Here is a 21,826-nt window from a genome sequence, read left to right as displayed (position 1 = left end):
CTCGCCCGGTGTCGACCGGAGCTTAGGACATGCACCCGACAGGGAGCGCGTGCCGCATCGCCCGAGCCCTCCACACGACTCACCACTACATGAGACGATTGACACGTTTCGTCTATCGATAAGGCATAACAAATCGAGGAGGATCGTGGCTCGGCGCCTGATCAACCACATCCTTGCCGGAACGTCCCACATACTGAGGGACCCGCGAATCGAGCTCGTCCTGGAGCGGATCTACTCGGACGCACAGCGAGCGGCGGACGATGCCCGAGCCGCGCCATCCGGGCTTCCACGCGCCGCCGACGAGCTGGGCGACTTCGGCTACTCGCTTCGCCCCGGACAGGGAGAGTTCCTGTACCTCATGTGCCGCTCGATCGGCGCGCGTCGAGTCGTGGACTTCTCCACCTCGGCCGGCGCCACCGCGATCTACTGCGCGGCAGCCCTGCGGGACAACGGCGCCGGAACGGTCATCAGCTCTGACCACCGGAAAGACCGGCGCAGTGCGGCGCGACACAACCTGACCGAGGCGGGCCTGATCGACTATGTCGATCTGCGCCTCGGCAACCCGCTCGACACGCTGCGGAGCCTGCCGGGCCCGGTGGACCTCGCCTACCTGGACGGCTGGCCCGAGCTGGGCGCACCCTCCCTGGCGCTGAGCGTGCTCGAACTGATCCGGCCCGGACTGCGACCGGGCGCCCTCGTGCTCAACGACAGCCACGAACCCGACTACCTGGATCACGTGCGTGACCCCACGAGCGGATTCCGCACCTCGGTCCTCGACTTCGGGGTGCTGTCCGTTGTCGCCTGAGCGCTCGAACGAACGACAATCGAATGATACATTCGACAGATTACGTCATTCGTTAGAAAGCGGGCGTCGATGCACAGGAACAGCAAGGAAGAGCTGCGCAAACATCTCGTCGGCTTCGTGGACACCCGTACGACGGACTACGCGGACTCGACCATGCGGGTCGACTCCTGGCGCTACACCGATCCCGCCTACCTCGCGCGGGAGCACGACAAGGTGTTCAAGACGCACCCCATGGTGGTCGCCCATTCGTCGCAGCTGCCCGACCCGGGCTGCTTCCTGACCGTCGATCTCGCCGGCACGCCACTGCTGCTGGTCCGCCAGGACGACGGCGAGGTACGGGCGCTGGTCAACATCTGTCGCCACCGAGGCGCGCAGGTCGAGACCCGCCCGTCGGGCCGCCGCAAGATGTTCAACTGTCCGTACCACAAGTGGTGCTACAACCGCGACGGCGGAATCCGGAACATCCCGTTCGACGACGGCTTCGTTGGGATGGACCGCCGGGAGTACGCGCTCGCCGAGTACCCCGCCGACGAGTACGCCGGCCTGGTCTGGGTGCTCCCCACCGCCGGTGCCGAGCTCGACATGACCGCGCACGTCGGCCCCGAGATGGATCTGGACGTCCAGGCCTCCGGGGTGAGCGAGGCCAAGGTCTTCCGCACGCGGTCCTTCCGGCTCGACATGAACTGGAAGGTCGTCATGGACGGCCTCACCGATGCCTACCACCTGCAGTTCGTGCACCCGGAGACCGTCGGCCCGTTCTTCCACACCAACATCTACAAGGTCGACTCGTACGGCAAGAACTGGCGGATGGCCGTCGCGCGGCGGGGTATCGAGAAGTTCCGCGACGAGAACATCGACCTCGACGAGTTCGCCAAGTACGCCATCACCAACTTCACCATCTATCCGGGCGTCGTGATCGCCACTGAGCCGGGGCACTTCGAGGCGTGGACCGTTCGGCCGGACCCGACCGACCTGACCAGGTGCCTGGTCACCCTGATGTTCCTGGTGCCGACCCTGCCGACGTCGGAGAAAGCGGTCAGGTTCTTCGAGAAGAACTGGGACCTGCTGCTCAGGACCGTGGAGCAGGAGGACTGGGTGGTGGCGAGGACGATCTCCGACGGTCTGGCGCACACCGAGCCGCCGGACATGATCCTCGGACGCAACGAGAAAGCCACCCAGCTGCTGCACGCCCAGCTCGCCCGCGACGTCGACGGGACGGACTGATGAGCCACGTGGTCACGACGTTCTGCCGGATCTGCGTGGCCGGCTGCGGCCTGGAGGTCACGGTGGACCGGGAGCGCAACAAGGTCATGTCGATCGAGCCCGACCGGCAGAACCCCTACACCTGGGGTGACTTCTGTCGGAAGGGCAAGACCGCGGCGGAGGTGGTCGAGCATCCTCGGCGGATCACCACGCCGATGAAGCGAGTGGGCGATCGGTACGTCCGAGCCACCTACGACGAGGCCATCACCGACATCGCACGGCGTCTCGGCGAGGTCATCGACCGCCACGGGCCGGATGCGGTCGGCACCTACCACGGCAATCCGATGGGGTTCTCGTTCTCCACCACGACGTGGTGGACGGGGCTGCTGGACGCCATCGGGACCGGCAACCGGTACTGGGTCGGTTCCATCGACCAGAACAACGGGCACGTCGTCGCGCAGGCGCTCTACGGGGTGGAGCTTGTCTCGCTCGTCCCGGACATCGACGAGAGCGACTGCTTCCTGCTCGTGGGCATGGACCCGGCGGTCTCCAAGTTCAACTGGATGGAGAACAACCCCCGAGGCTGGCAGCGGGTGCTGAAACGCCAGGCGGCCGGCGCGGATGTGATCGTCGTCGACCCTCGCCGTTCGGCCACCGCTCGCAACGCCGACACCCACGTCGCTGTTCTGCCGGGCCGCGACTGGGCGTTCCTGCTCGGGCTCGTCAAGGTCATACTCGATCGGGGTCTGGAACGACTGTCCACGACATTGCCGATCGAGGGCGTGGACGACCTGCGGCGTCTCGTCGCGGAGGCGGACCTCGACGACCTGGCCGCCCGGTGCGGCGTCGATGCCACCGTCATCTCCGACGTCGCCCGACGGTTCGCCGGAGCGCACCGGGCGATGTGCGTGTGCCACACGGGCGTCTCGCAGAACGAGATGGGCACCGTCGGCGAGTGGCTGTCGCACGTGCTCAACCTGATCACCGACCGGACCGACCGACCCGGCGGACGACGTTTCGAGCGGGGCGTCATCGACATCCCCAAGGTGATGTCGCTGTTCGCGCCGGCGAGCGTGCACCGCACCCGGGTGCGCGGCCTGCCTGCCATCGTCGGGTTCCACTCGCTGTCCGAGCTCCCGGAGGAGATCACCACGCCCGGCGACGGCCGGATCCGGGCGATGATGATCGCCTTCGGCAACCCGGTGGTGTCCGGTCCGGACGGACGTGCGCTGGACGAGGCGCTGGAGCAGCTGGACTTCTTGGTCGCCATCGACCTGGTCCAGCGCGAAAGCCATCGCCACGCCGACTGGCTGATCCCCGGCACTCACTGGCTGGAGCGCGCGGAGCTGTCCCCGCTGTTCGCCTCGCTGCAGGAACAGCCCTACATCCACTACGGCGCGCAGGCCCTCGCCAAGCCCGAGGGTGTCATGGAGGAGTGGGAGTTCTTCGAGGCGCTCGCGCTGAAGATGGGGCGCAACCTGTTCGGCAGGCCCGGGGTGAACATCTTTGTCAAGGTCATGCGGAAACTCGCGGGATGGACCGGTCGGCCGGGGCTGGCCATGAACCCGAACTGGGTGTCCGCCGGAATGATCAAGGCTGGCCGGCGGGTGAAGTACCGGGACGTGCTGAACGCTCCCCACGGCCTGCGGTACGCGCGGAAGCGCTACGGCGACCTCGCCGGCATCATCGCGCACCCCGGGGGCGCGGTACGGATCGCGCCGCCGGCCTTCCTCGACGCGACACGAGCGGCACTGCGCGACCCGACGGTCGAGAACACCGACTATCCGTTCCTGCTGACGGGCAAGCGTGTCCGCGAGGCGATGAACTCCTGGCTCAACGAGTCACCCGGGCTCACGACCACCCGCGCCAACCCGCTGGAGATGCACCCCGACGACGCCGACCGACTCGGGATCGGCGACGGCGACCAGGTCCGGGTCACCTCGCCGCTCGGTTCGATCGAGCTGACCGTCGAGCTGTCCGAGCGGATCCGACCGGGCGTCGTGGCCTGTGCCCACGGCTGGGGCGGAGGGCAGTTCGATCCGGCCGGGGGCGGTGCCGCCGACCGGATCGGGGTGAACCGCAATCTGCTCGTCGACAACCGACGCCTCGATCCGCTGTCCCAGACACCGGCGTTCAACTCGACCGCCGTCCGGGTGGAACCGGTCCGGGTGGTCTCCGGCGTTCCCGAGCGGGAAGAAGCGGCGCGATGACCTATGTGATCACCCAGAGCTGCTGCAACGACGCGGTCTGCGCGGATGTCTGCCCGGCGGACTGCATTCATCCGCTGCCCTCGTCACCGGACTACGCGACGGCGGAACAGCTCTACATCGACCCGAGCTCGTGCATCGACTGTGACGCCTGCTTCGAGGCGTGCCCGGTCGAGGCGATCCATCCCGATTTCGACCTTCCGGAGCCGATGGTGCCCTACCTCGCGATCAACGCCGACTACTTCACGTCCCGATGAGCGGTCTGCGGGTCGCCGTAGTCGGAACCGGCCCGGCGGGGATGTACGCGCTGGGTCATCTGCTCGGCAACGATGCGGACATCGTCGAGTCGGTCACGGTGCTTGACCGGTTGCCGACACCGTTCGGGCTCGTCCGTGCCGGTGTGGCTCCCGATCACCAGAAGACGAAGAAGGTGCAGGTGGGGTTCGGGCGCCTGCTGCGCAACCCCCGGGTCCGGTGCCACTTTAACGTCGCCATCGGCTCCGACATCTCCCACGCCGAGCTGCGTTCACACCACCACGCCGTGGTGTACGCGGTCGGCGCATCGGGCAGCAGGCAGCTGGGCATCCCGGGCGAGGACAAGGCAGGTTCACACACGGCCACCGAGTTCGTGGCCTGGTACAACGGCCACCCGGACTTCTCCGGCCGGTCCTTCGACCTGACCTCGCCGCGCGTAGTCGTCGTCGGCAACGGCAACGTGGCGCTCGACATCGCCAGGGTCCTCACCTGGCCGGTCGACGAGCTGACTCGCACCGACATCGCCGACCACGCCCTGGCAGCGCTGCGGGACAGCCGGGTGGAAGAGGTGGTGCTGCTGGCCCGCCGGGGGCCCGACACCGCCGCGTTCACCAGCCCGGAGCTGCTCGCGTTGACGCAACGAGACGACGTGGACGTCGTGGTCGAGGGAGACCTGGGTGACGGCGCGGAGCCCAGGGCATACGGGGACCGGCTGAAGCTCAGGCTGCTGCGCGAGCTCGCCGAGCGCGAGCCTCGAGGAGCCCGTCGCAGGATCGTCTTCCGATTCCTCAGCTCGCCGGTCGACATCCTTGGCGGCGACCGGGCGAGCGGCATCCGGGTGTGCCACAACGAGCTGCGCGACGGCCGCGCGGTGCCGACCGACACGACCACCGACCTCGACACGGGTCTGGTGCTGCGCTCGATCGGCTACCGGGGACAGCCGATCGACGGGCTGCCGTTCGATCAGCGCTCGGGCACCGTGCCGCACACCGGGGGAAGGGTCGAACCGGGTGTGTACGTCGCGGGATGGATCAAGCGCGGACCGACCGGGGTGATCGGGACGAACAAGCACGACGCCGCCGAGACGGTCAGGGCGCTGCTGGACGACGCCCGCGCCGGACACCTGCCCGATCCGGTGGACGGCTTCGACTCACTGGTGACCGACCGTGCGGCGGACCCCATCGGTATCGACGGTTGGACGGCCATCGACACCCACGAGCGCCGCCAGGGCGCCGCGCTGCACCGTCCCAGGGTCAAGCTCACCGACCTGCCCCAGCTGCTCGCGCACGCCCGCTGAGCCGTGAGTGGCGAGTGGTCCTCCCGGACCACTCGCCACTCACGGCAGGTGAGCTGCGCAGACGCTCCATTAGGTGCACCAATCCGCGCCCCGCGGTGCCGAGCAGGTTCTCGGCCGGGATGCGCGCGTCGGTGAAGCTGAGCTCGGCGGTGTCCTGACCGTGCAGCCCGATCTTGTCGAGCTTGCGCCCTCGCTCGAAGGCGGGTGTTTTGCGTTCCACGACGAACAGGCTGATGCCGCGCGACCCGGCGTCCGGGTCGGAAGGCGCCGCGACGCTGCCGGTAGCGGGTTCGGACATCGCGATGGCGCCGATCTTGGCGAACTCCTCGGTCGCCGCTGCCTGGAACCGGTGGTCGCCGACCCCGGCACCGCCGAACTCCTCGGGCACGGACAGGGCGAGGAAACCCTGTCGCCCGGCTTCCAGCCACGGCTCTCTCGGCACGAGGCGCTCCCGCTCCCAGTCCTCGACGAACGGCGCCACGTGCCGCTCGATGAAGGTGCGCACCGCCCCGCGATAGGCCTCGTGGTCCTCAGTGAAGAACGGGCGCCGGGCCTACACGTCAATGCTCATCGGAGGCTCTCTTTCGTTCGGTGAAGCCGGCGAACACATCATCGGCGGACCGGAGACTCAGCGCCTGCCGTGCGAGCAGGTTCTCCGCGTCGTAGCGGCCGCGGACGTCCCGGCCCGCGCCGTCACGAATCAGTGACTTCGCGGCGCGGACCCCGCCCGGCGGGAGCGCCGCGACACGGGCGGCCAGCGCGACGGCGGTGTCGCGCACCCGCTCATCAGCGACGAGTTCCGCCAACAGCCCGAGCTCGTCGGCCCGCGTGCCGTCGACAGCGCCCCCGGCGAGTAGTACCTGCTTGGCTTGCGACTCGCCGATCAGGTCGGGCAGCACCCAGGTCAGGTTGGCGTAGCCGTAGGTCATCCCGGTGACCTTGAACCGAGTGCCGGGGCCGCCCACCCGCAGGTCGGCACACGCGGCCAGCAGCGCACCGACCCCGTAGGCGAGACCCTGCATCGCGGCGACCGTGGGTGTCGGACTCGTGTACCAGCGCCACAGCCACTCCTCCCGCTCCAGGAGCAGCGCGACGTTGTCGTCGCGCGACAGCGACCGCATCTCCTCGATGTCCCAACCCGCCGACAGCGCCTTACCGCCGGCCCCGGCCAGCACTACGGCGCCGATGGAGGCGTTGGCGTTGGCCGCCGCCAAGCACTCGTCGAACTCCTGCTGCGCCACACGGTTCAGCGCGTTGTGAACCTCTGGCCGCCGGATCTCGATCAGGCCGACCCCGCCGTCGAGCTCCCGGTAGGCGACCAGGCTCATCGCGCGGGAGTCCGGTGGGCGACCGAGGTGTCCAGCCCGTCCCGCAGAACCCGGCGTAGGACCTTGCCCGACATGCTGCGCGGCAGCGCCTCGGTCGAGCGAACGATGTAGCGGGGCAGCTTGTAGTCGGCCAGGTGCGTGCGGCAGTGCTCGTGCAGTTTCGCCAGGTCCACATCGGCGACGCCAGGGCCGCCGATCACGACTGCCACCGTCTCGCCCCATCGTTCGTGGTCGGTGCCGACCGCGGCGACCTCGCCGACACCGGGGAACTCGCCCACCACCCGCTCGATCTCGGCGGGGTAGACGTTCAGCCCACCAGAAATGATCATGTCTTTCTTGCGGTCGACGACGCGGAGGAACCCGTCCGCATCGACCGTGCCCATGTCTCCGGTGTAGAGCCAGCCGTCGGCCACCGCCGCCGAGGACGCCTCCGGGTCGCCCCAGTAGCCGGCGCACACCTGCGGCCCGCTGACCGCGATCTCCCCGACCTCACCGACCGGTACCTCCCGGCGACCGCCGTCCACGATCCTGACCCGGGTGTGCGGGGCGGGCAGACCGGCGGCGTCCCGCTTGGAGAGGAAGTGCGAGCGGGGCAGCACGGTCGTGCTCGCGGTGGCTTCGGTCAGCGAGTAGGCCTGGCGGATATACACGCCCTTGGCCTCGTACCGCCGGAGCAACGGGGCCGGTACCAGGGCACCACCGGTGATGGCCGTACCCAGCGAGGAGAGGTCGGCCGAGTCGAATCCCGGCGCCGACGCGATTCCCTCGTACATGATCGGCACGCCGGTCATCGCGTTGACCGGCCAGCTCACGATCAGGTTCAGCGCCGTCACCGGGTCGAACTCCTCCAGCAGGAGCGTTCCGCCCACGACGAAGGTGATCAGGAAGTTGTTGATGACTCCACCGGTGAAGGCCAGCGGGACGCAGCAGAGCATCGCCGTCCCGGAGTCCCAGCCCTCGGTCCGGGTGTAGTTGTTCGCCGTGGCGAACACGTTGTCGTGGGTGAGGACGGCGCCCTTGGGATAGCCGGTGGTGCCGGAGGTGAACGCGACCACGGCCGGGTCGGAACCCGCGATCCCCGCGACGATCGTCGGGTCCAGGTCATGGCCCTGCGCGGCGAGCGCCGAGAGGGTGATGTCCGAGGGAGCGCGGTCGTCCAGCGCGATCCGAAGAGTGTTCGGGCGTTCGGCCGCCAACGGCTCGTACCTGTCCACCAGTGTCGCGTCGTGCGCTATCGCCGACAACGAGACCGCGTCGACCATGTAGGCGAGCTCCGAGGTCGTGGCCCGAACGTTGAGCGGCACGACAACGGCCCCCGCACGCAGGATGCCGATGGCCAGCTCGCACCAGGACAGGGCGTTCGCGCCGAGGATGCCCACCCGATCTCCGGCGGTCACCCCCTTCCCGCGCAGACCGACCGCAATGCGGCGGGTCCGTTCTTCCAGCTCCGACCAGGTCCGGTGACGGCCCGACTGAGACATCGCCACCGCCTCCGGCTGCCACCGCGCCCAGAACTCACAGGTCTCCGCCAGGTTCACGCCGCGTCATCCTCCAACTCCATGCGATCTCCTCGCACCCACGCCTGAGGTCAAACTACAGAACATCTGTCGTTTTTTGTACTATGTAACGCAGAGCGATTCAGGGGCGTCAGCCGGGATACCTGAGGTGTTCTGGACCAAGCCTCCGTCTCAGGCGAGGCCCGCGATTCGAGGCGCATCGAGGTCGAGGGCCATATCGGCGTAGCGCCGTGTCTGATCGGCGATCACCTGGTCGACTCGTGGCGAGGAGGCGACCTGGCTCGACAACCCGCAGAAGAGGTACACGGCGTACATCGCGCCTTCTCGATAGGCCGCCCAGCAGTGCTCGAAATCGAAGCCCTCGATACCGGCGGCAGTCAGTTGGGTGTGGTAGCCGAGGACGAGTTCTCGCTCGACCGAGCGACGCGTGGCAGTGGAGAGCGACGAACCGAGGAAATAGGCGACATCGATGCCGGGCGGCCCCAGGCGGACGGTCTGGAAGTCGACGAATGTGGCCGGCGGCGCCTTGTCCTCGCTGCCGAAGAGGATGTTGTCGGTGCGAAGATCACCGTGCTGCAGAACGAACGGTGAGCTCCAGGACCGGACCCAGCTGCCGGCTTGGGGAATGACTTCCTCGAAAAGCTCGATCTGTCGGGCTTCGAGGGCATGTCCGAACCGCTTCACGAACGGTTCGAGGCCCCGGGGCATCGCGTCGAAGAGTTCGTAGGTCCGTTGACGGCCGGCGAGCCATGGCAGTTCCAGCAGCGCCGGATCATTCCAGGACGCGGCTTGGAGGCGAGCCAGCTCGGTCAGCACAAGAGCGCACTCCTCGGGAGTGCTCTCGGTGAGGACGTCGCCGGGACGGGCGCGTCCGCCGAGGTCTTCCAACACCAGGGTGAACAGGCTGGTCTCCGAGTCGAACTCGGCGGCGTAGCAGGTCGGGACGCTGACCGGACCCAGGCGGGGCAGCAGATCGCGGTAGAACCCGACCTCGAGCCCGTACATCCCCATGGCCCGGGCCAGGCCCAACGTGCTCGTCTCGGTCGTCGGGAACTTCACCACGACCGAGCCGGGTCCAGAAGCCCCCGACTCCCACTTCAGGTCCGCGCGGACCATCTGGCACATCGCGCCGATGTTCATCGGCTCGACGTCGACCCCGAGAACGCGCCCGCGACCGAGGGCCGAGGTGAACCACTCCGGACTGAGCTGCCGGACGTCCGCCACTATCGACACGGCTTGCCCCTCCACGCACTCAGGCACCGAGCGCTCGCCGCTGGTGTGCCCGGATGACCTCGATGTCGAACCAGTCCTGGTTCTCGCCCCAACCCGATTCGCCCTCGATGGTCCAGCTGGCCAGACACCACTGCATGTGCCAGAGACTGTGCCACTTCAGGCAGTTCTGGACCTGCGACTGCGCGTCCAGGGTCCGCCCGTGCTCGTCCTCCAGGTGCAGCACCACCCGCCGCGGCCGGCCGTCCGGCTCACGCTCGATGACCTCCCGGGTGCCGCCGGTGACCTGCCCTAGGACCCCGTCCTTGGTGAAGTGGCCGTAGCTGATCTGGTCGACGGATTTCGCGGTGACCGGGGCCTTCGAGTCGGGCCGGGCGGACGTGACCGCGAACGAGGTGTTCTCCGAGGCCCAGCCGAAGTCGAAGCCGCCGCCGGGCACGTTGCGGGCCGGCCCGGGGCGTGGGCCGCGAGAGTGGTCGTGGAAGTGGTGGCAGTCCACCGGGATGGTCTCGCCGTGCAGAGTGATCGTGCCGGTGACCGAACCGAGCAGCTCGTAGTGCACCCCACCGTAGATGTCGAAACCGTGCTCGGCGGTGTAGTGCAGGTTCGGCGGGTGGTAGGCGGCGGTCCATTGCAGGTCGAGCGTCATCTCGTCACTGATGAACCCCAGCTCGTACCGCTTGAGAGGCTCGACGAGCGTGCATCGCATGTTGTTGCCCAGCTCGAAGTCGAACAGGTCGGCGTCCGGGGACATCGGGTTGAAGTGGAACCATTCCGAGTAGAGGCAGTTGTGGGTCTCGGTGCCCTTGTCGTCCCACAGCGCGACGCCGGCGGAGGTCAGGTTCATGTTCGGCCGGTGCCAGACGTAGAAGTATCCGTCGATCTTGCGTTCGGGGACCATGAACCCGAACAGGCCGGACTCGTTCCAGAACGGGTCATCAGGCCGAGGGTGATGCTTCCACGAATCGTCCTCGGCGACGATCTCACGGGTCAGCTCGCCAGTCATCGATGAACCTCTCTACGGGGAGGTGACAATCTTTACACCGTAAAATTTACGCTGTCAAAGAATTCGAGGTAAGGTTTCCCCATCATGAGCGCAGCCGCCGAGACTCCCCGTGGGCGACCACAACTGCTGGACGCCGAGCGGGTGGTCAACGCCGCGCTGGAGCTCCTGGACACCGAGGGTCTGACCGCGGTCACCTTCCGCCGGGTGAGCTCGGAGCTGGGCGTCAGCCACATGACCCTGTACGGCTACTTCCCCTCCAAGCACGAGCTGCTCGAAGCACTCGTCGCGCGCACGCTCGCGGAGTCCCAGAGCTCCGGCGGCGTCGCATCCAGCTGGCACGAGGCCCTGCTGCACCGGATGCGGGACATCCACGCGGCCCTGCTGAAACGACCGGGCATCGCCGAGCTGCTGGTGACCCGGGAGTTCGCCGGCCCGTCGCTCGTACAGGTCCGGGAGCAGCTGCTCGACATCTTGCGGTCGACCGGGTGCGCGGAGGCGGAGGCCATCGACGGGATCAGCGTGGTGTTCAACTACCTACTCGGCGACGCCATGGTCGAGACACGACGCGGGCGAGGTGGATCAGCCGCATCGTTCGAGCGGGGGATGCGGTACCTGATCACCGGCCTACGCCACGATCTGAGCCTCGATCCGGGTGCAGCATCGTGAGACGCGCTCCTCAACCCGAGATCGACAACGGGCGAGACATCAGGACAAGTAATCGGTCTCACCGAGCAGGTCCGGAAACCCTGTGCTCCAACGGCAGGGAACGCTCGATGAGTAACCGTCCGCGCGAATCGCCGCAGGTCGCACCCGTCCTCATCTGTTTCGAATCCTGCCGAGGGCACCATCTCCGATCAGCGCTGATGCTCGATGCGGCCTTCGTGGCCCGGTCACCGGGCCGTGGTGAAACGCTTTCGGTACTCCCCCGGGGTGGTTCCGAGGCGCGACTGGAAGACCCGGTGCAGCGTTTCGACCGAGCCGAGGCCGCTCGCGCCCGCCACGGCCCTGGAGCTGAGTGAGGTTCTCTCCAGCAGTCTCCTGGCGTGCTCCACCCGCAGTGCCTCGACATAGTCGCCGGGGGTGGTCCCGGTCTCGGCGCGGAACAGTCGCGCGAGGTGGCGTGGGCTGACCGCGAGGCGACCGGCGAGTGCGGTGACCGACAGGTCGGCGTCGAGGTGCTCGACGATCCATCGCCGTAGGTCGGCCATGTCCGCCCGGCTGCTCGGCGCGAAGGCCAGTGGCGCGCTGAACTGGCTCTGCCCGCCGGGGCGCTGCAGGTACATCACCATCAGCTGGGCGATGCGCAGCGCCTGCGGGTCGCCGTGGTCCTCGGCGACGAGCGCGAGCGCGAGGTCCATGGATGCCGTGATGCCCGCGCTGGTCCACACCCGCCCGGATCGGACGAAGATCGGGTCGGACTCGACCTCGACGGTCGGGTGCGCCGCCGCGAGCTGCTCCACGGTGGCCCAGTGGGTCGTGGCGCGGTGCCCGTCCAGGAGACCGGCCTCGGCCGCCAGGTGGCTGCCGGCGCACACCGCGGCGATGCGCCCGGCACGACCGCCCACGAGGCGCAGCCACGCCACGACGTCCTGGTCGACGAACGGGCGCGGGTACCCGTCGACGATGTCCATGCGTCCCGGGACGAGCAGCGTGTCCGGCCGCTCGTGGACCTCGTCGACGGTCGTGTCGGGCAGCAGGCGGATCCCGGAGAACGCGCGCACCGCACCCGGGCGGACGCCGACCGTCCGCACCTCGTACCGAGCCTGCTCAGGTGCGAGCAGCAGGTTCGCCATGGTGAAGACCTCGGCGGGGCCGGTCACGTCGAGCGCGTCGACGCCTTCGAAGAGAGGGACGAGGACGAGGTGCGAGGGAACGGCCGTCACCAGGTCACCCTTCCCCACGGCGGTGATGTCTTCAAGGACCAGGTCTTGTCGGAAACGGACATCGTCGCCCTGTCCGGAACTGACAATGACTGGTCAGTGCGGCCACACGGGTCTCACTGCACGATCGACGGAGAAGATCGCTGACGGAATGAGGATCGATGCAACAGCTCTTCGTCGAGCTCTACAACTACCGCGACGAATGGACCGAGCTACCGTTCGAGCAGCGCCGTGCCTTCGTGACCGCGCTTCCGGCGGCGCTGGCCTCCCTCCGGGAGCGAGGGCTGGAGATCCTCGGGTTCGGGGTCAACGACCCGGCGACCGATCGCCGCGCACCCTACGACTTCTTCTCGGCCTACCGGGTGCCGAACGCGGAGCTGCAACGGGAATTCGAGGCCGCGATCGCCGCGTCCGGATGGTACGACTACTTCGAGCAGGTCAACGTCAGCGGCGCCGCGTTGTCCCCGGTCGGCGCGCTGCTGCGCAACGCCGCGCTCGCGCCCGCGACCGGGCAGGGGCCACCGATCTCACCCGTCTCGCCGTACCGCAAGCACCAGGTGACCGCGCTGGGCCGTCGTATGGCGTACGTCGATGAAGGCCGGGGGCGCCCGATCGTGCTCGTGCACGGTGACGTCATGTCCTCGTTCCTGTGGCGCAACGTCATCCCGCACCTGGGCCCGCACGGGCGGGCCGTCGCGGTCGACCTCATCGGCGCCGGTGACTCGGACAAGCTCCCCGGGTCAGGGCCGGGCACCTACCGCTTCGGGACGCACGTCGAGTACTTCAGCGCGTTCATGGACCAGCTCGACCTCGGCGACGACACCGTGCTGGTCGGGCACGACTGGGGCGCGAACGTCGCCATCGAGTGGGCCCGCCGCAACGCGCGTCGGGTGGCCGGCGTCGCGTTCACCGAGGCGCTGCTGCCCCCCTTCGAGTGGGACGACTGGCCTCGGGAGATGCACGAGCAGTTCCGCTTCCTGCGCGGCCCCGACGCCGAAGCCGCGATCCTGGACGACAACTACTTCGTCAACGCCTCCACCGAGTCCATGACCCGGATGCTGGCCGCCGAGGAGTGGACCGAGATCGTCCGCCCGTACGCCGAGCCCGGCGAGGGACGCAGGCCCACCTACGACTGGCCCCGGGAGGTCCCGTTCGGCGACGACCGGACCGCCACCCGCGAGGCGTTGGAGGCCCAGGCGGAGTGGCTGGCCGCCGGCTCCGTTCCGACGCTGCACCTCGCGGCGGTCCCGGGCGGGATCGACCACATCGGCGGACGGCGGCGGGACAGCATCGCGCGGTACCGCAACCTCACCCGGATCGAGATCAACGGGCTGCACTGGACCCCGGAGGACGACCCGCACGGAATCGGCAAGGCCCTCACCACCTGGCTGCCCACACTCCCCTAGGCGCCCGCCCGCAATGGCACGAATGTGGCTTTAGGGACGTTGAACGTCCCTAAAGCCACATTCGTGCCACTCGGAGGGAATGTCCGGCGGGTTAGATGCTGCGGTGGTCTCGTACGGCTGACTCGAAAGCGGTCAGGCGGGGGGCCAGGTCGGCGTCCACCGCGAGCGGGTCGGTGGCGTGCAGCCGCTGCATCGCCCGGCGGCTCGGCAGGCTGGTGTTGATCTCGTGCTCGCCCCGGCCGAGTGCGTCGACCAGGTCGGTCACCACGTCCTGCACCGAGCGGCGGCCGAAACCGAGGTCCTCGCCCGCGGTCGAGCTGTCCATCATCGCGGTGGCCATGGCCCCGAGGTAGCCGCTGGCGACGTGCACACCGGTGCCGTGCAGCTCCCGGCGCAGCGCGTGGCCGAACGCGGCCAGTCCCGTCTTCGTCGCCGCGTAGGTCGTGTAGAACGGCAGCGGGACCAGCGCGATACCGCTCGCGATGTCCAGCACGATGCTGCGGCGCGGCGGTTCGGCGGCCGCGCGCAGGTCGGGCAGCAGTGCGCGGGTGAGCAGGATCGGCGCGGTCAGGTTCAGGCTCACCATCGCCAGTACGTCCGTCGGATCGCAGTCCTCCAGGCGACCGGCGCGCACGTTGCCGGCGTTGTTGACCAGCAGGTCGACCCTGCCCAGCACCGTGCGCGCGACGTCGGCCACCTTCTCCACGGAACCCTCGGCGGTGATGTCGACGGCCAGCACCTCCGCCGTGCCGCCCGCCCGCACCACGGCGGAGGCGGTCTCCCGCAACGCCTGTTCCCGGCGTCCCACCAGCAGCAGGTGGGCGCCGCGCGCGCCGAACTCCTCGGCCAGCGCGCGGCCGATCCCGCTACCCGCTCCGGTGATCACCCCGGACCGGCCGGTCAGGTCGATGGATGTCTCGGTCGAGGTCACGTCTGCTCCCGAAGTGTCGTGCGTTCGCGGATCTCCACAGCGGTCTCCAGCATCTGCCGGGTGCTGGTGAACCAATCGTGCAGGTTCAGGTCCACGATGAGCTCGTCCGCACCGGCCTCCTCGGCCGTGTGGATGTCTTCCAGGATCTGGTCGAGCGTGCCGACGAACGCGGTCCGGTCAGGTCCGGCCGGGCGGTCGGTGAAGGTCACGTTGCCCACCACGACCATCTCCATGCTGCTCGCGTCCCGGCCGTACCCGGACGCCATGTCCCGGATCCGGTCCCAGTCCGCGCGCAGCTCCGCCGCCCCGGCGGGCCCGGGTGTGGTGAGCAGCGGGAGCCAGCCGTCGGCGCGGCGGGCGATGCGCCGGACGACCGAGGGCCCACCGCCGCCGCCCAGCATCACCGGGATTCTCGACGCGGGCTTGGGCAGCACCGACGCCTTCTCGATGACGACGCGAGGTCCCCGGAAGCTCACCGGGTCCGGCCCCCACACGGCGTCGAAGACGTCGAGGGTCTCGTCGAGGAACCGTCCGCGGTCCGCGCGGGTGGCGCCGGTGGCCCGCAGCTCGTCGGTGGACCAGCCGGTGCTCATGCCCGCGATCATGCGGCCGCCGCTGATCTGGTCGACCGTGGCCAGCGCCTTCGCCAGCTGGACCGGCCCGTGGAGCGGCGCGACCAGGACGGACGTGCCCAGCCGCACCGTCTCGGTCACCATCGCGGCGACCGTGAGGAGCGCCAGCGGGTCGGCAGCCTGCCGTGAACCTTCCGGCCACGGCAGGTCCGACAGGGCGGCGTAGGACTCGACCGGGGTGTCCGGGAAGAGCAACCTCTCATAGGTCCAGACGCTGGTGTAGCCGGCCGCTTCGGCTGTTCTGGCCGCTTCGGCGACGTCGTGGCGCAGGTCCACCCCCAATCTCTGGGGCAGACGAAGTCCGAGTTTCACGTGAATCCTCCGGTGGTCATGAGTGTGCGGGACGCGGAGCGCGACCCTGGTCCGTGCCACCTCGCAGAGCGTCGTGTTGTGTCGCAGACGCTGCAGTGTCCGCGACGCGACGTGAAGCTCTGCGAAGTCGAGCTGGGTCCGGGGCCGGGCTGGCTGCGGACCGTGCCCTACTGGTCCTTCGTCACCTGGATGATGGTCTTGCCGGGGGTCCGCCGGTCGCGGCCGTAGGCGGCGGCCGCCTCGGTGAGCGGGCGCACGGCGCCGACGAGGGGCCTGAGACGTCCGTCGCGGACCCGCTGGGCGAGGTCCGCGAGCCGGGCGCGGTCGGCTTCGACCACGAAGAACTTGGCAATCCCGTGCGCGGGCTGCGTCGAGGGAGGCTCGGCGATCGTCACGAGGGTCCCGCCGGGGCGGACCAGCGCGGTGGACCGCTCCAGGATGTCCCCGCCCACGACGTCGAGGACCAGGTCCACCTCGCCGACGCTCTCCAGCTCGTCGGCACCCAGGTCGAGGAACGCGTGCGCGCCGAGGTCCAGCGCGAGGTCGCGGTCGTCGGCACGGCCGGTGGCGATCACGTGCGCGCCCACCTCGCGGGCGAGCTGCACGGCGAGCGACCCGACACCACCGGCGGCGCCGTGGATCAGAACGGTCTGGCCCGCCGTGAGCCCGCCGTGGTCGAACAGGGCCTGCCACGCGGTCAGCCCGGAGATGGGCAGCGCAGCCGCCACGGTGTCGTCGATGTCGGCGGGCAGCGGGGCGAGGTTGCGCGCCTCGACCGCGGTGTACTCGGCCAGGGTCCCGTTGCGGGTCCAGTCGACCGTCCCGAACACCCGCTGGCCCACGGTGAGGCCGGTGGTCCCGTAGCCCAGCTCGACGACGACTCCGGCCAGCTCGTGCCCGGGAATGCTGGGGGTGCGGTCCCGGTCGGCCCGGTCGGTCCAGGTGCCCGGCCAGTCCAGTTCCCCCGGGGTGAAGCCCGCGGTGTGGACCCGCACGATGACGTCGTTCTCCGAGGCGTACGGGTAGGGCATCTCGGTCAGGGTGAGCCCGTCCAGACCGGCGTCGCGGTCGGTCACGGTGATGGCGTGCATGTGGTTCCTTTCTCGATGGCGTGTGCTCGGGGAGCGGGCAGCGGTGCCGCGTGACGGTGGGCCGTGTGGACGGCGGCGCCCACGGACAGCGCCGCGACACCCGCGATGTACAGGTAGCCGGTGGTCGCGAGCCCCCAGACCGGCACGGCCCGGCCCGCCGCGAGGGACGGAAGGCTCAGCGCCGCGTAGCTGACGACGTACGCGGCGGAGAACACCTCCGACCGTGACGGCGCCTCGGTGGCCTCGCTGATACCGCGCAGCGTCCCGTTGAAGGTCAGGCCGACGCCCAGCCCGGAGACCACGGCTCCGCCGAGGAAGACGGGCGCGGAGGCCGTGGCCAGTGCGCCCGCCAGGCCTGCCGCGCCCACCGTCAACGCGACCGAGCCCAGCAGGGTGGCGGTGGGCGCCGCGTATCGCGCCGACCACAGTCCGCCCGCGCTGTTGGCGAGGAACAGCACCGCGATGCCGAGACTGCCCGCGGCACCGAAGTGCACGTGCAGGACATCGCTCACCAGCGACGGCGCCAGGGCGAGGAACAGCCCGGTGACCGACCACCCCGCCACGATCGCCGGGACGGCGGCGACGAACTCGGCCCGCGTCCGGACAGGGACACGGACTCGCGGGCGCAGCGAGGCCAGCGCTCCGGTGCATCCGGTGCTCGTCTCCGGGAGCGCGAGAACGAGCGCCGCGAGCACCACGAACGCGAGCGTGAGCACGGCGAAGACGTAGCGGTCGGGACGCTCGCTCACCTGGACGAGCAACCCCGCCACACCACCGCCGACGGCCAGGCCGAAGCTCGTACCCACCGCGGTCATCGTCGGGCCACGCCGAGGACGCCGCGCCGGGGCGAGCTCGACCAGCCCGGCGGCGAGAGCACCGGTGGCCGTTCCCGCTGCGACGCCCTGCACGATCCGCGCAACCACGAGCGCGGCGACCCCGTCGGCCGCCAAGAAGACCGCCGTACCACCGGCCGCCACCAGGAGTGACGCGGCCAGCACCGGTCGGCGGCCGATGTGGTCGCTCAACGACCCGACGGTCAGCAGCGCGACGAGCAGTCCCGCGACGTACACCGCGAAGACCACCGTCAGGGTCGTCACCGAGAGGCCCCAGCGCTGCAGGTACAGCGGATAGAACGGCGACGGGACGCTGGAGGCCGCCATCATCAGCACGGTGGCGACGACGAGCAGGGCGAACGAGGCGCCCCGCCCGAGCCGCCCCCCGTTCATCACGGTGTCCTTCATGGTCGTCGGGTCAGCTCGGCCAGGCCGAGCCGACGATGCGCTCGACGGTCGTCGTACGCCGCAGGTCGGGGAGGAAATGCTCGAGAACGTCGGAGTTCACCGTTCCGTTGGTGGTTTCCGGACGGTTCTTCTGCCCTTCGAAATAGGCCAGCAGGAATTCGTTCTTGAAATCGCCACGTGGGTGGGCCGCGACGATCGCGGCGATCTGATCGGTGTTCAGGTCGTCCAGCCCGAAACCGAGAATCTCGGTCAGCACACCGAGGTGGGTGGTGGCGATCTCCGGGCCCATCCGGCCGGGGATTCCCGGCGTCGTGTGCAGCGCGATCGCCGTCCACACGGTGTCGGCGGCGGCCGGGGAGAAGCCGCGGTCGAGCAGGAACCGCCGCGCGTGGTCGGCGCCGTCGACCTCGAACCGCTGCTCCACCTCGGAGAACGGCGTCACCAGACCGGTGTCGTGGAACATGGCGGTGAGGTAGAGCAGCTCCGGATCCGGTGTCACCCCGAGCCGGTGGGCGTGCATCTCACTGAAGAAGAAGACGCGGCGCGAATGGTGGTAGATGAGCGGGCTGGTCGTGTCCCGGACGAGACGGGTCGCCTCGGCGACCGCCTCGGTATCCGGAACCTCCACCCCCGCGATGACCTCAGACATGGCCTCTTCGCTTTCGGGCAACAGCTACTGGAATGTGAGTTCCATGCTGCCGACCCGCCCCCATTCTCCGCCGCCTTCATCCGGCCAGGAATCCCTCAAATCCGGACGCCGGGAGCGCGGCGGCACCGTGCGCCGGGTGGGTACGAAGGACAGGTCGCCGAAGCCGAGAAAGCTGTGGCCGGGGCAGCGGGGCTACCTCACCGGCGTTGCCGACCGAGTGCGGAGTTCGTGGTCAGCGCCTCCCGACGCCTGGTTCAGATCGAGGCGCCGTTTCGTTACCGAATCAGCTGACCTTGCGGTAGCGGATGTGGGTGGCCAGCGGCGAGTGGAGCGCCTCGACGGGCTCGAAGCCGAAGGACTCGACGCCGTCGAACATGCGCTCGCCGGAACCGAGCAGGACGGGCGCGATGTCGAGGGTGAGCTCGTCGACCACCCCGGCGTTCAGCGCCTGCCGGACGGTCGAGGCCCCACCGGCGATGTCGATACCGTTGTCCCCGGCGGCCTCGCGCGCCGCGGCGTAGGCCGCGTCGAAGCCGTCGGTGATGAAGTGGAAGGTCGTCCCGCCGTCCATCTGGATCGGGTCGTGGCTGTGGTGGGTCAGCACGAACACCGGCGCGTGGTACGGCGGTTCGGCGCCCCACCAGCCCGACCAGTCCTCGTCCCAGTCCCCTCGGATCGGGCCGTACATGTTGCGGCCCATCACGTATGCGCCTCGGGGACGCATGAGCCAGTCGTTCGCGGCCCTGTCGGCGTCGGTGGCCCTCGGGTCGCCGATGTGCCAGCTGTGCAGCTCCAGTCCCCGCTTGCCCAGGGGGTTGTCCCGGCTCTGGTCCGGTCCGGCGACGAAGCCGTCCAGCGAGATGGACATGTGACAGGTGGTGTCCGGCATCGCCAACCCCTGAGTGATTGTGACTTGCAAGCGGTTGGGCAGACGGTAGCAGGTGGTGGCAAACCGCAAGTGCTATACACGGCATGGTGACGGGGAGATCGGACCAACCGCGCTCGGGCTGCGCGATCAACGCCGCGGTGGAGGTGATCGGCGACCGCTGGTCGCTGCTGGTCCTGCGCGACGTCATGTTCGGCAACCGACGGTACTTCCGCGTCCTGCAGGAGCACTCCGAGGAGGGCATCGCCTCGAACATCCTTGCCGACCGGCTCCGTCGCCTGGTCGCCGAAGGCCTGCTCACCCGGGCGGACGCGGGCCGGGGCAGGCGCGCCGAGTACAGCCTCACCGAAGCCGCCATCCAGCTCGTCCCGGTCATGGCCGTGCTCGGGCAGTGGGGTGCGCGCCATCGCCCCACGACGCCGGCGCTGCGGGTGCGGGCCGAGGTGCTCGCCGACGGCGGGCCCGGCCTGTGGGACGACTTCATGGCCGAGCTGCGTGCCGAGCACCTCGGCACACCCGTCCCACCGCGAACCGGGCCGACCGTCGGCGAGCGTCTGGCAGCCGCGCACGCCGAGGCACTCGCCCTCGACCCGAACCAGGAACGGGGCTAGCCGAGGCTCATCGGAGGTCGACGTCGATTCGGGCGCGCAGCTCGGTCAGGGACAGCCCGTAGGTCTCGCGGACCCGGACGACACCGTCGCCGAGGAGGAAGACGCCGTGGTCGGTGTAGACGCGGTTGACGCAGCCGCGACCGGTCAGTGGATAGCTGCAGGTGGGGACGATCTTGGACGACCCGTCCTTGGCGAACAGCGACATCATGACGAACACCTGCTTGGCACCGATGGCCAGATCCATCGCGCCGCCCACCGCCGGGATCGCATCGGGCTCACCGGTGTGCCAGTTGGCCAGGTCACCGTTCGCGGCGACCTGGAACGCGCCCAGCACACACACGTCGAGGTGACCGCCGCGCATCATGGCGAACGAGTCGGCCTGGTGGAAGTACGACGCTCCGAGCGACTCGGTCACCGGGATCTTCCCGGCGTTGATCAGGTCCGGGTCGATCGCGTCGCCGTGCGCGGCCGGGCCCATCCCGAGCATCCCGTTCTCGGTGTGCAGGACCACCCCGCTGTCGCCGGGCAGGAAGTCGGCGACCAGTGTCGGCTGCCCGATGCCCAGATTGACGTAGGAGCCACGTGGAATGTCGGCGGCGACAGCGGCGGCGATCTCGTCGCGGCTCAACGGGCCCCGGTCGGTGTGCTCGCGGGTCATCAGGCAGCCTCCTCGTTCTTCGCCGAGGTCACGACGATGCGGTCGACGTAGATGCCGGGCGTCACCACCGCTTCGGGGTCCAGCTCACCGGCCTCGACGACGCGGTCGACCTGCACGATCGTGGTCGCGGCCGCGGTGGCCATGACCGGGCCGAAGTTCCGCGCGGTCCTGCGGTACACCAGGTTGCCCATGGTGTCCGCGACATGCGCCTTGATCAACGCGACGTCACCGCGGATCGGGTACTCCAGGACGTACTCGCGACCGTCGATCGCGCGGGTCTCCTTACCCTCGCCCAGCGAGGTGCCGACCGCGGTGGGGCAGAAGAACGCCCCGATCCCGGCGCCGGCCGCGCGCATCCGCTCAGCCAGGTTGCCCTGCGGAACGACCTCCAGCTCGATGCGGCCCGACCGGTACAGCTCGTCGAACACATAGGAGTCCCGCTGCCGGGGGAACGAGCAGATGATCTTCCGAACCTGCCCGGCGGCAAGCAGGGCCGCGAGACCCTCCTCACCGTTGCCGGCGTTGTTGTTGACCACCGTCAGGTCCCGGGCACCGGAGCGGCGCAGCGCGTCGATCAGCTCGACGGGCTGACCGGCGGTGCCGAAGCCACCGATCAAGACGGTCGCCCCGTCGCCGATCTCACCGACCGCTACATCCGCCTCCATCTCGACGGCGATCATC

Annotated in this window: 21 protein-coding genes and 1 pseudogene; 8 read left to right on the top strand and 14 right to left on the bottom strand. The window is 69.3% G+C overall.

Annotation, left to right across the window (positions count from 1 at the left end; all coding sequences use genetic code 11):
• Positions 1-145: 145 nt before the first annotated feature.
• From G406_RS46040 to G406_RS46030, 5 genes are all read left to right on the top strand, one after another.
• A complete protein-coding gene (locus G406_RS46040; RefSeq protein WP_051341919.1) occupies positions 146-805 on the top strand; it encodes an O-methyltransferase in 660 nt (219 codons plus the stop codon).
• Between the two features lie 69 nt (positions 806-874).
• Positions 875-2,029, top strand: a complete 1,155-nt coding sequence (locus G406_RS0110565) for an aromatic ring-hydroxylating oxygenase subunit alpha (protein WP_028933808.1) — start codon at positions 875-877, stop codon at positions 2,027-2,029.
• A complete protein-coding gene (locus G406_RS46035; RefSeq protein WP_051341918.1) occupies positions 2,029-4,218 on the top strand; it encodes a molybdopterin-containing oxidoreductase family protein in 2,190 nt (729 codons plus the stop codon). Before G406_RS0110565 ends, G406_RS46035 begins: the two co-directional genes overlap by 1 nt.
• On the top strand, positions 4,215-4,472 hold the full coding sequence (locus tag G406_RS59515) for a 4Fe-4S dicluster domain-containing protein (RefSeq protein WP_342666208.1): 258 nt from the start codon (positions 4,215-4,217) through the stop codon (positions 4,470-4,472). The genes G406_RS46035 and G406_RS59515 overlap by 4 nt, the downstream gene beginning before the upstream one ends.
• Positions 4,469-5,767 (top strand): FAD-dependent oxidoreductase, encoded by a 1,299-nt coding sequence (locus G406_RS46030; protein ID WP_342666207.1) that lies wholly within the window; start codon positions 4,469-4,471, stop codon positions 5,765-5,767. The genes G406_RS59515 and G406_RS46030 overlap by 4 nt, the downstream gene beginning before the upstream one ends.
• Here the strand turns inward: G406_RS46030 and G406_RS46025 are convergent.
• From G406_RS46025 to G406_RS0110530, 5 genes and pseudogenes are all read right to left on the bottom strand, one after another.
• Positions 5,730-6,290 (bottom strand): annotated as a pseudogene (locus G406_RS46025) (acyl-CoA dehydrogenase family protein); the annotation flags it as partial. The gene G406_RS46030 and the pseudogene G406_RS46025 sit on opposite strands and share 38 nt — an antisense overlap.
• 37 nt (positions 6,291-6,327) lie before the next feature.
• Complete coding sequence (locus G406_RS46020; RefSeq protein WP_037075966.1) at positions 6,328-7,095, bottom strand: enoyl-CoA hydratase/isomerase family protein; 768 nt, start codon at positions 7,093-7,095, stop codon at positions 6,328-6,330.
• Positions 7,092-8,633, bottom strand: coding sequence for a class I adenylate-forming enzyme family protein (locus G406_RS46015; RefSeq protein ID WP_051341916.1), 1,542 nt, complete (start codon positions 8,631-8,633; stop codon positions 7,092-7,094). The genes G406_RS46020 and G406_RS46015 overlap by 4 nt, the downstream gene beginning before the upstream one ends.
• Before the next feature lie 150 nt (positions 8,634-8,783).
• On the bottom strand, positions 8,784-9,845 hold the full coding sequence (locus G406_RS0110535; RefSeq protein ID WP_028933807.1) for a phosphotransferase: 1,062 nt from the start codon (positions 9,843-9,845) through the stop codon (positions 8,784-8,786).
• Positions 9,846-9,864: 19 nt separating this feature from the next.
• Positions 9,865-10,848 carry a DUF7065 domain-containing protein gene (locus G406_RS0110530; protein WP_028933806.1) on the bottom strand — a complete coding sequence of 328 codons (984 nt, stop codon included), beginning with the start codon at positions 10,846-10,848 and terminating at the stop codon, positions 9,865-9,867.
• A gap of 84 nt (positions 10,849-10,932) precedes the next feature.
• On the opposite strand from G406_RS0110530, the gene G406_RS53840 reads away from it, so the two are divergent.
• Positions 10,933-11,514 (top strand): TetR/AcrR family transcriptional regulator, encoded by a 582-nt coding sequence (locus tag G406_RS53840; protein ID WP_028933805.1) that lies wholly within the window; start codon positions 10,933-10,935, stop codon positions 11,512-11,514.
• A 224-nt stretch (positions 11,515-11,738) separates the two neighbouring features.
• Here G406_RS53840 and G406_RS0110520 read toward each other — a convergent pair whose 3' ends face one another.
• Positions 11,739-12,731 carry a GlxA family transcriptional regulator gene (locus G406_RS0110520; RefSeq protein WP_037076006.1) on the bottom strand — a complete coding sequence of 331 codons (993 nt, stop codon included), beginning with the start codon at positions 12,729-12,731 and terminating at the stop codon, positions 11,739-11,741.
• 158 nt (positions 12,732-12,889) lie between these two features.
• On the opposite strand from G406_RS0110520, the gene G406_RS0110515 reads away from it, so the two are divergent.
• The gene (locus G406_RS0110515) at positions 12,890-14,134 is read left to right on the top strand and encodes a haloalkane dehalogenase (protein ID WP_051341915.1); all 1,245 of its coding nucleotides are present in this window, start codon (positions 12,890-12,892) and stop codon (positions 14,132-14,134) included.
• A gap of 91 nt (positions 14,135-14,225) precedes the next feature.
• Here the strand turns inward: G406_RS0110515 and G406_RS0110510 are convergent, their stop codons facing one another.
• The 6 genes from G406_RS0110510 to G406_RS0110485 form a co-directional block, all read right to left on the bottom strand.
• Positions 14,226-15,065, bottom strand: coding sequence for an SDR family NAD(P)-dependent oxidoreductase (locus tag G406_RS0110510; protein ID WP_051341914.1), 840 nt, complete (start codon positions 15,063-15,065; stop codon positions 14,226-14,228).
• Positions 15,062-16,009 (bottom strand): LLM class F420-dependent oxidoreductase, encoded by a 948-nt coding sequence (locus tag G406_RS0110505; RefSeq protein WP_028933801.1) that lies wholly within the window; start codon positions 16,007-16,009, stop codon positions 15,062-15,064. The genes G406_RS0110510 and G406_RS0110505 overlap by 4 nt, the downstream gene beginning before the upstream one ends.
• Positions 16,010-16,176: 167 nt before the next feature.
• The gene (locus G406_RS0110500; protein ID WP_028933800.1) at positions 16,177-17,100 is read right to left on the bottom strand and encodes an NADP-dependent oxidoreductase; all 924 of its coding nucleotides are present in this window, start codon (positions 17,098-17,100) and stop codon (positions 16,177-16,179) included.
• Positions 17,082-18,326: an MFS transporter gene (locus G406_RS46005; RefSeq protein WP_169736672.1), complete on the bottom strand. Its 1,245-nt coding sequence runs from the start codon at positions 18,324-18,326 to the stop codon at positions 17,082-17,084. The genes G406_RS0110500 and G406_RS46005 overlap by 19 nt, the downstream gene beginning before the upstream one ends.
• 25 nt (positions 18,327-18,351) lie before the next feature.
• Complete coding sequence (locus tag G406_RS0110490) at positions 18,352-18,990, bottom strand: HD domain-containing protein (protein ID WP_028933799.1); 639 nt, start codon at positions 18,988-18,990, stop codon at positions 18,352-18,354.
• 283 nt (positions 18,991-19,273) lie between these two features.
• Positions 19,274-19,858, bottom strand: coding sequence for a dihydrofolate reductase family protein (locus G406_RS0110485; protein ID WP_245607073.1), 585 nt, complete (start codon positions 19,856-19,858; stop codon positions 19,274-19,276).
• A 104-nt stretch (positions 19,859-19,962) separates the two neighbouring features.
• On the opposite strand from G406_RS0110485, the gene G406_RS0110480 reads away from it, so the two are divergent.
• Entirely contained in the window at positions 19,963-20,487 is a 525-nt protein-coding gene (locus G406_RS0110480; protein ID WP_028933797.1) for a winged helix-turn-helix transcriptional regulator, read from the top strand.
• 7 nt (positions 20,488-20,494) lie between these two features.
• On the opposite strand, the gene G406_RS0110475 is transcribed toward G406_RS0110480, so the two are convergent.
• Positions 20,495-21,145, bottom strand: coding sequence for a 3-oxoacid CoA-transferase subunit B (locus G406_RS0110475; protein ID WP_028933796.1), 651 nt, complete (start codon positions 21,143-21,145; stop codon positions 20,495-20,497).
• The gene (locus tag G406_RS0110470; RefSeq protein WP_028933795.1) at positions 21,145-21,825 is read right to left on the bottom strand and encodes a 3-oxoacid CoA-transferase subunit A; all 681 of its coding nucleotides are present in this window, start codon (positions 21,823-21,825) and stop codon (positions 21,145-21,147) included. The genes G406_RS0110475 and G406_RS0110470 overlap by 1 nt, the downstream gene beginning before the upstream one ends.
• Position 21,826 lies beyond the last annotated feature (1 nt).

The organism is Actinospineispora spinosispora DSM 44797 (genome assembly GCF_000429025.1).
Taxonomy (GTDB): Bacteria; Actinomycetota; Actinomycetes; order Mycobacteriales; family Pseudonocardiaceae; genus Pseudonocardia; species Pseudonocardia spinosispora.
This window is presented reverse-complemented; position numbering and strand designations above follow the sequence as displayed.

Excerpts from the sequence above, each read along its gene's own strand:
- G406_RS0110565 (WP_028933808.1), top strand. The coding sequence starts at position 875 with ATGCACAGGAACAGCAAGGAAGAGCTGCGCAAACATCTCGTCGGCTTC.
- G406_RS46035 (WP_051341918.1), top strand. The coding sequence starts at position 2,029 with ATGAGCCACGTGGTCACGACGTTCTGCCGGATCTGCGTGGCCGGCTGC.
- G406_RS59515 (WP_342666208.1), top strand. The coding sequence starts at position 4,215 with ATGACCTATGTGATCACCCAGAGCTGCTGCAACGACGCGGTCTGCGCG.
- G406_RS46030 (WP_342666207.1), top strand. The coding sequence starts at position 4,469 with ATGAGCGGTCTGCGGGTCGCCGTAGTCGGAACCGGCCCGGCGGGGATG.
- G406_RS46020 (WP_037075966.1), bottom strand. The coding sequence starts at position 7,095 with ATGAGCCTGGTCGCCTACCGGGAGCTCGACGGCGGGGTCGGCCTGATC.
- G406_RS0110530 (WP_028933806.1), bottom strand. The coding sequence starts at position 10,848 with ATGACTGGCGAGCTGACCCGTGAGATCGTCGCCGAGGACGATTCGTGG.
- G406_RS53840 (WP_028933805.1), top strand. The coding sequence starts at position 10,933 with ATGAGCGCAGCCGCCGAGACTCCCCGTGGGCGACCACAACTGCTGGAC.
- G406_RS0110515 (WP_051341915.1), top strand. The coding sequence starts at position 12,890 with ATGCAACAGCTCTTCGTCGAGCTCTACAACTACCGCGACGAATGGACC.
- G406_RS0110500 (WP_028933800.1), bottom strand. The coding sequence starts at position 17,100 with ATGCACGCCATCACCGTGACCGACCGCGACGCCGGTCTGGACGGGCTC.
- G406_RS46005 (WP_169736672.1), bottom strand. The coding sequence starts at position 18,326 with ATGAACGGGGGGCGGCTCGGGCGGGGCGCCTCGTTCGCCCTGCTCGTC.
- G406_RS0110490 (WP_028933799.1), bottom strand. The coding sequence starts at position 18,990 with ATGTCTGAGGTCATCGCGGGGGTGGAGGTTCCGGATACCGAGGCGGTC.
- G406_RS0110485 (WP_245607073.1), bottom strand. The coding sequence starts at position 19,858 with ATGTCCATCTCGCTGGACGGCTTCGTCGCCGGACCGGACCAGAGCCGG.
- G406_RS0110480 (WP_028933797.1), top strand. The coding sequence starts at position 19,963 with ATGGTGACGGGGAGATCGGACCAACCGCGCTCGGGCTGCGCGATCAAC.
- G406_RS0110475 (WP_028933796.1), bottom strand. The coding sequence starts at position 21,145 with ATGACCCGCGAGCACACCGACCGGGGCCCGTTGAGCCGCGACGAGATC.
- G406_RS0110470 (WP_028933795.1), bottom strand. The coding sequence starts at position 21,825 with ATGATCGCCGTCGAGATGGAGGCGGATGTAGCGGTCGGTGAGATCGGC.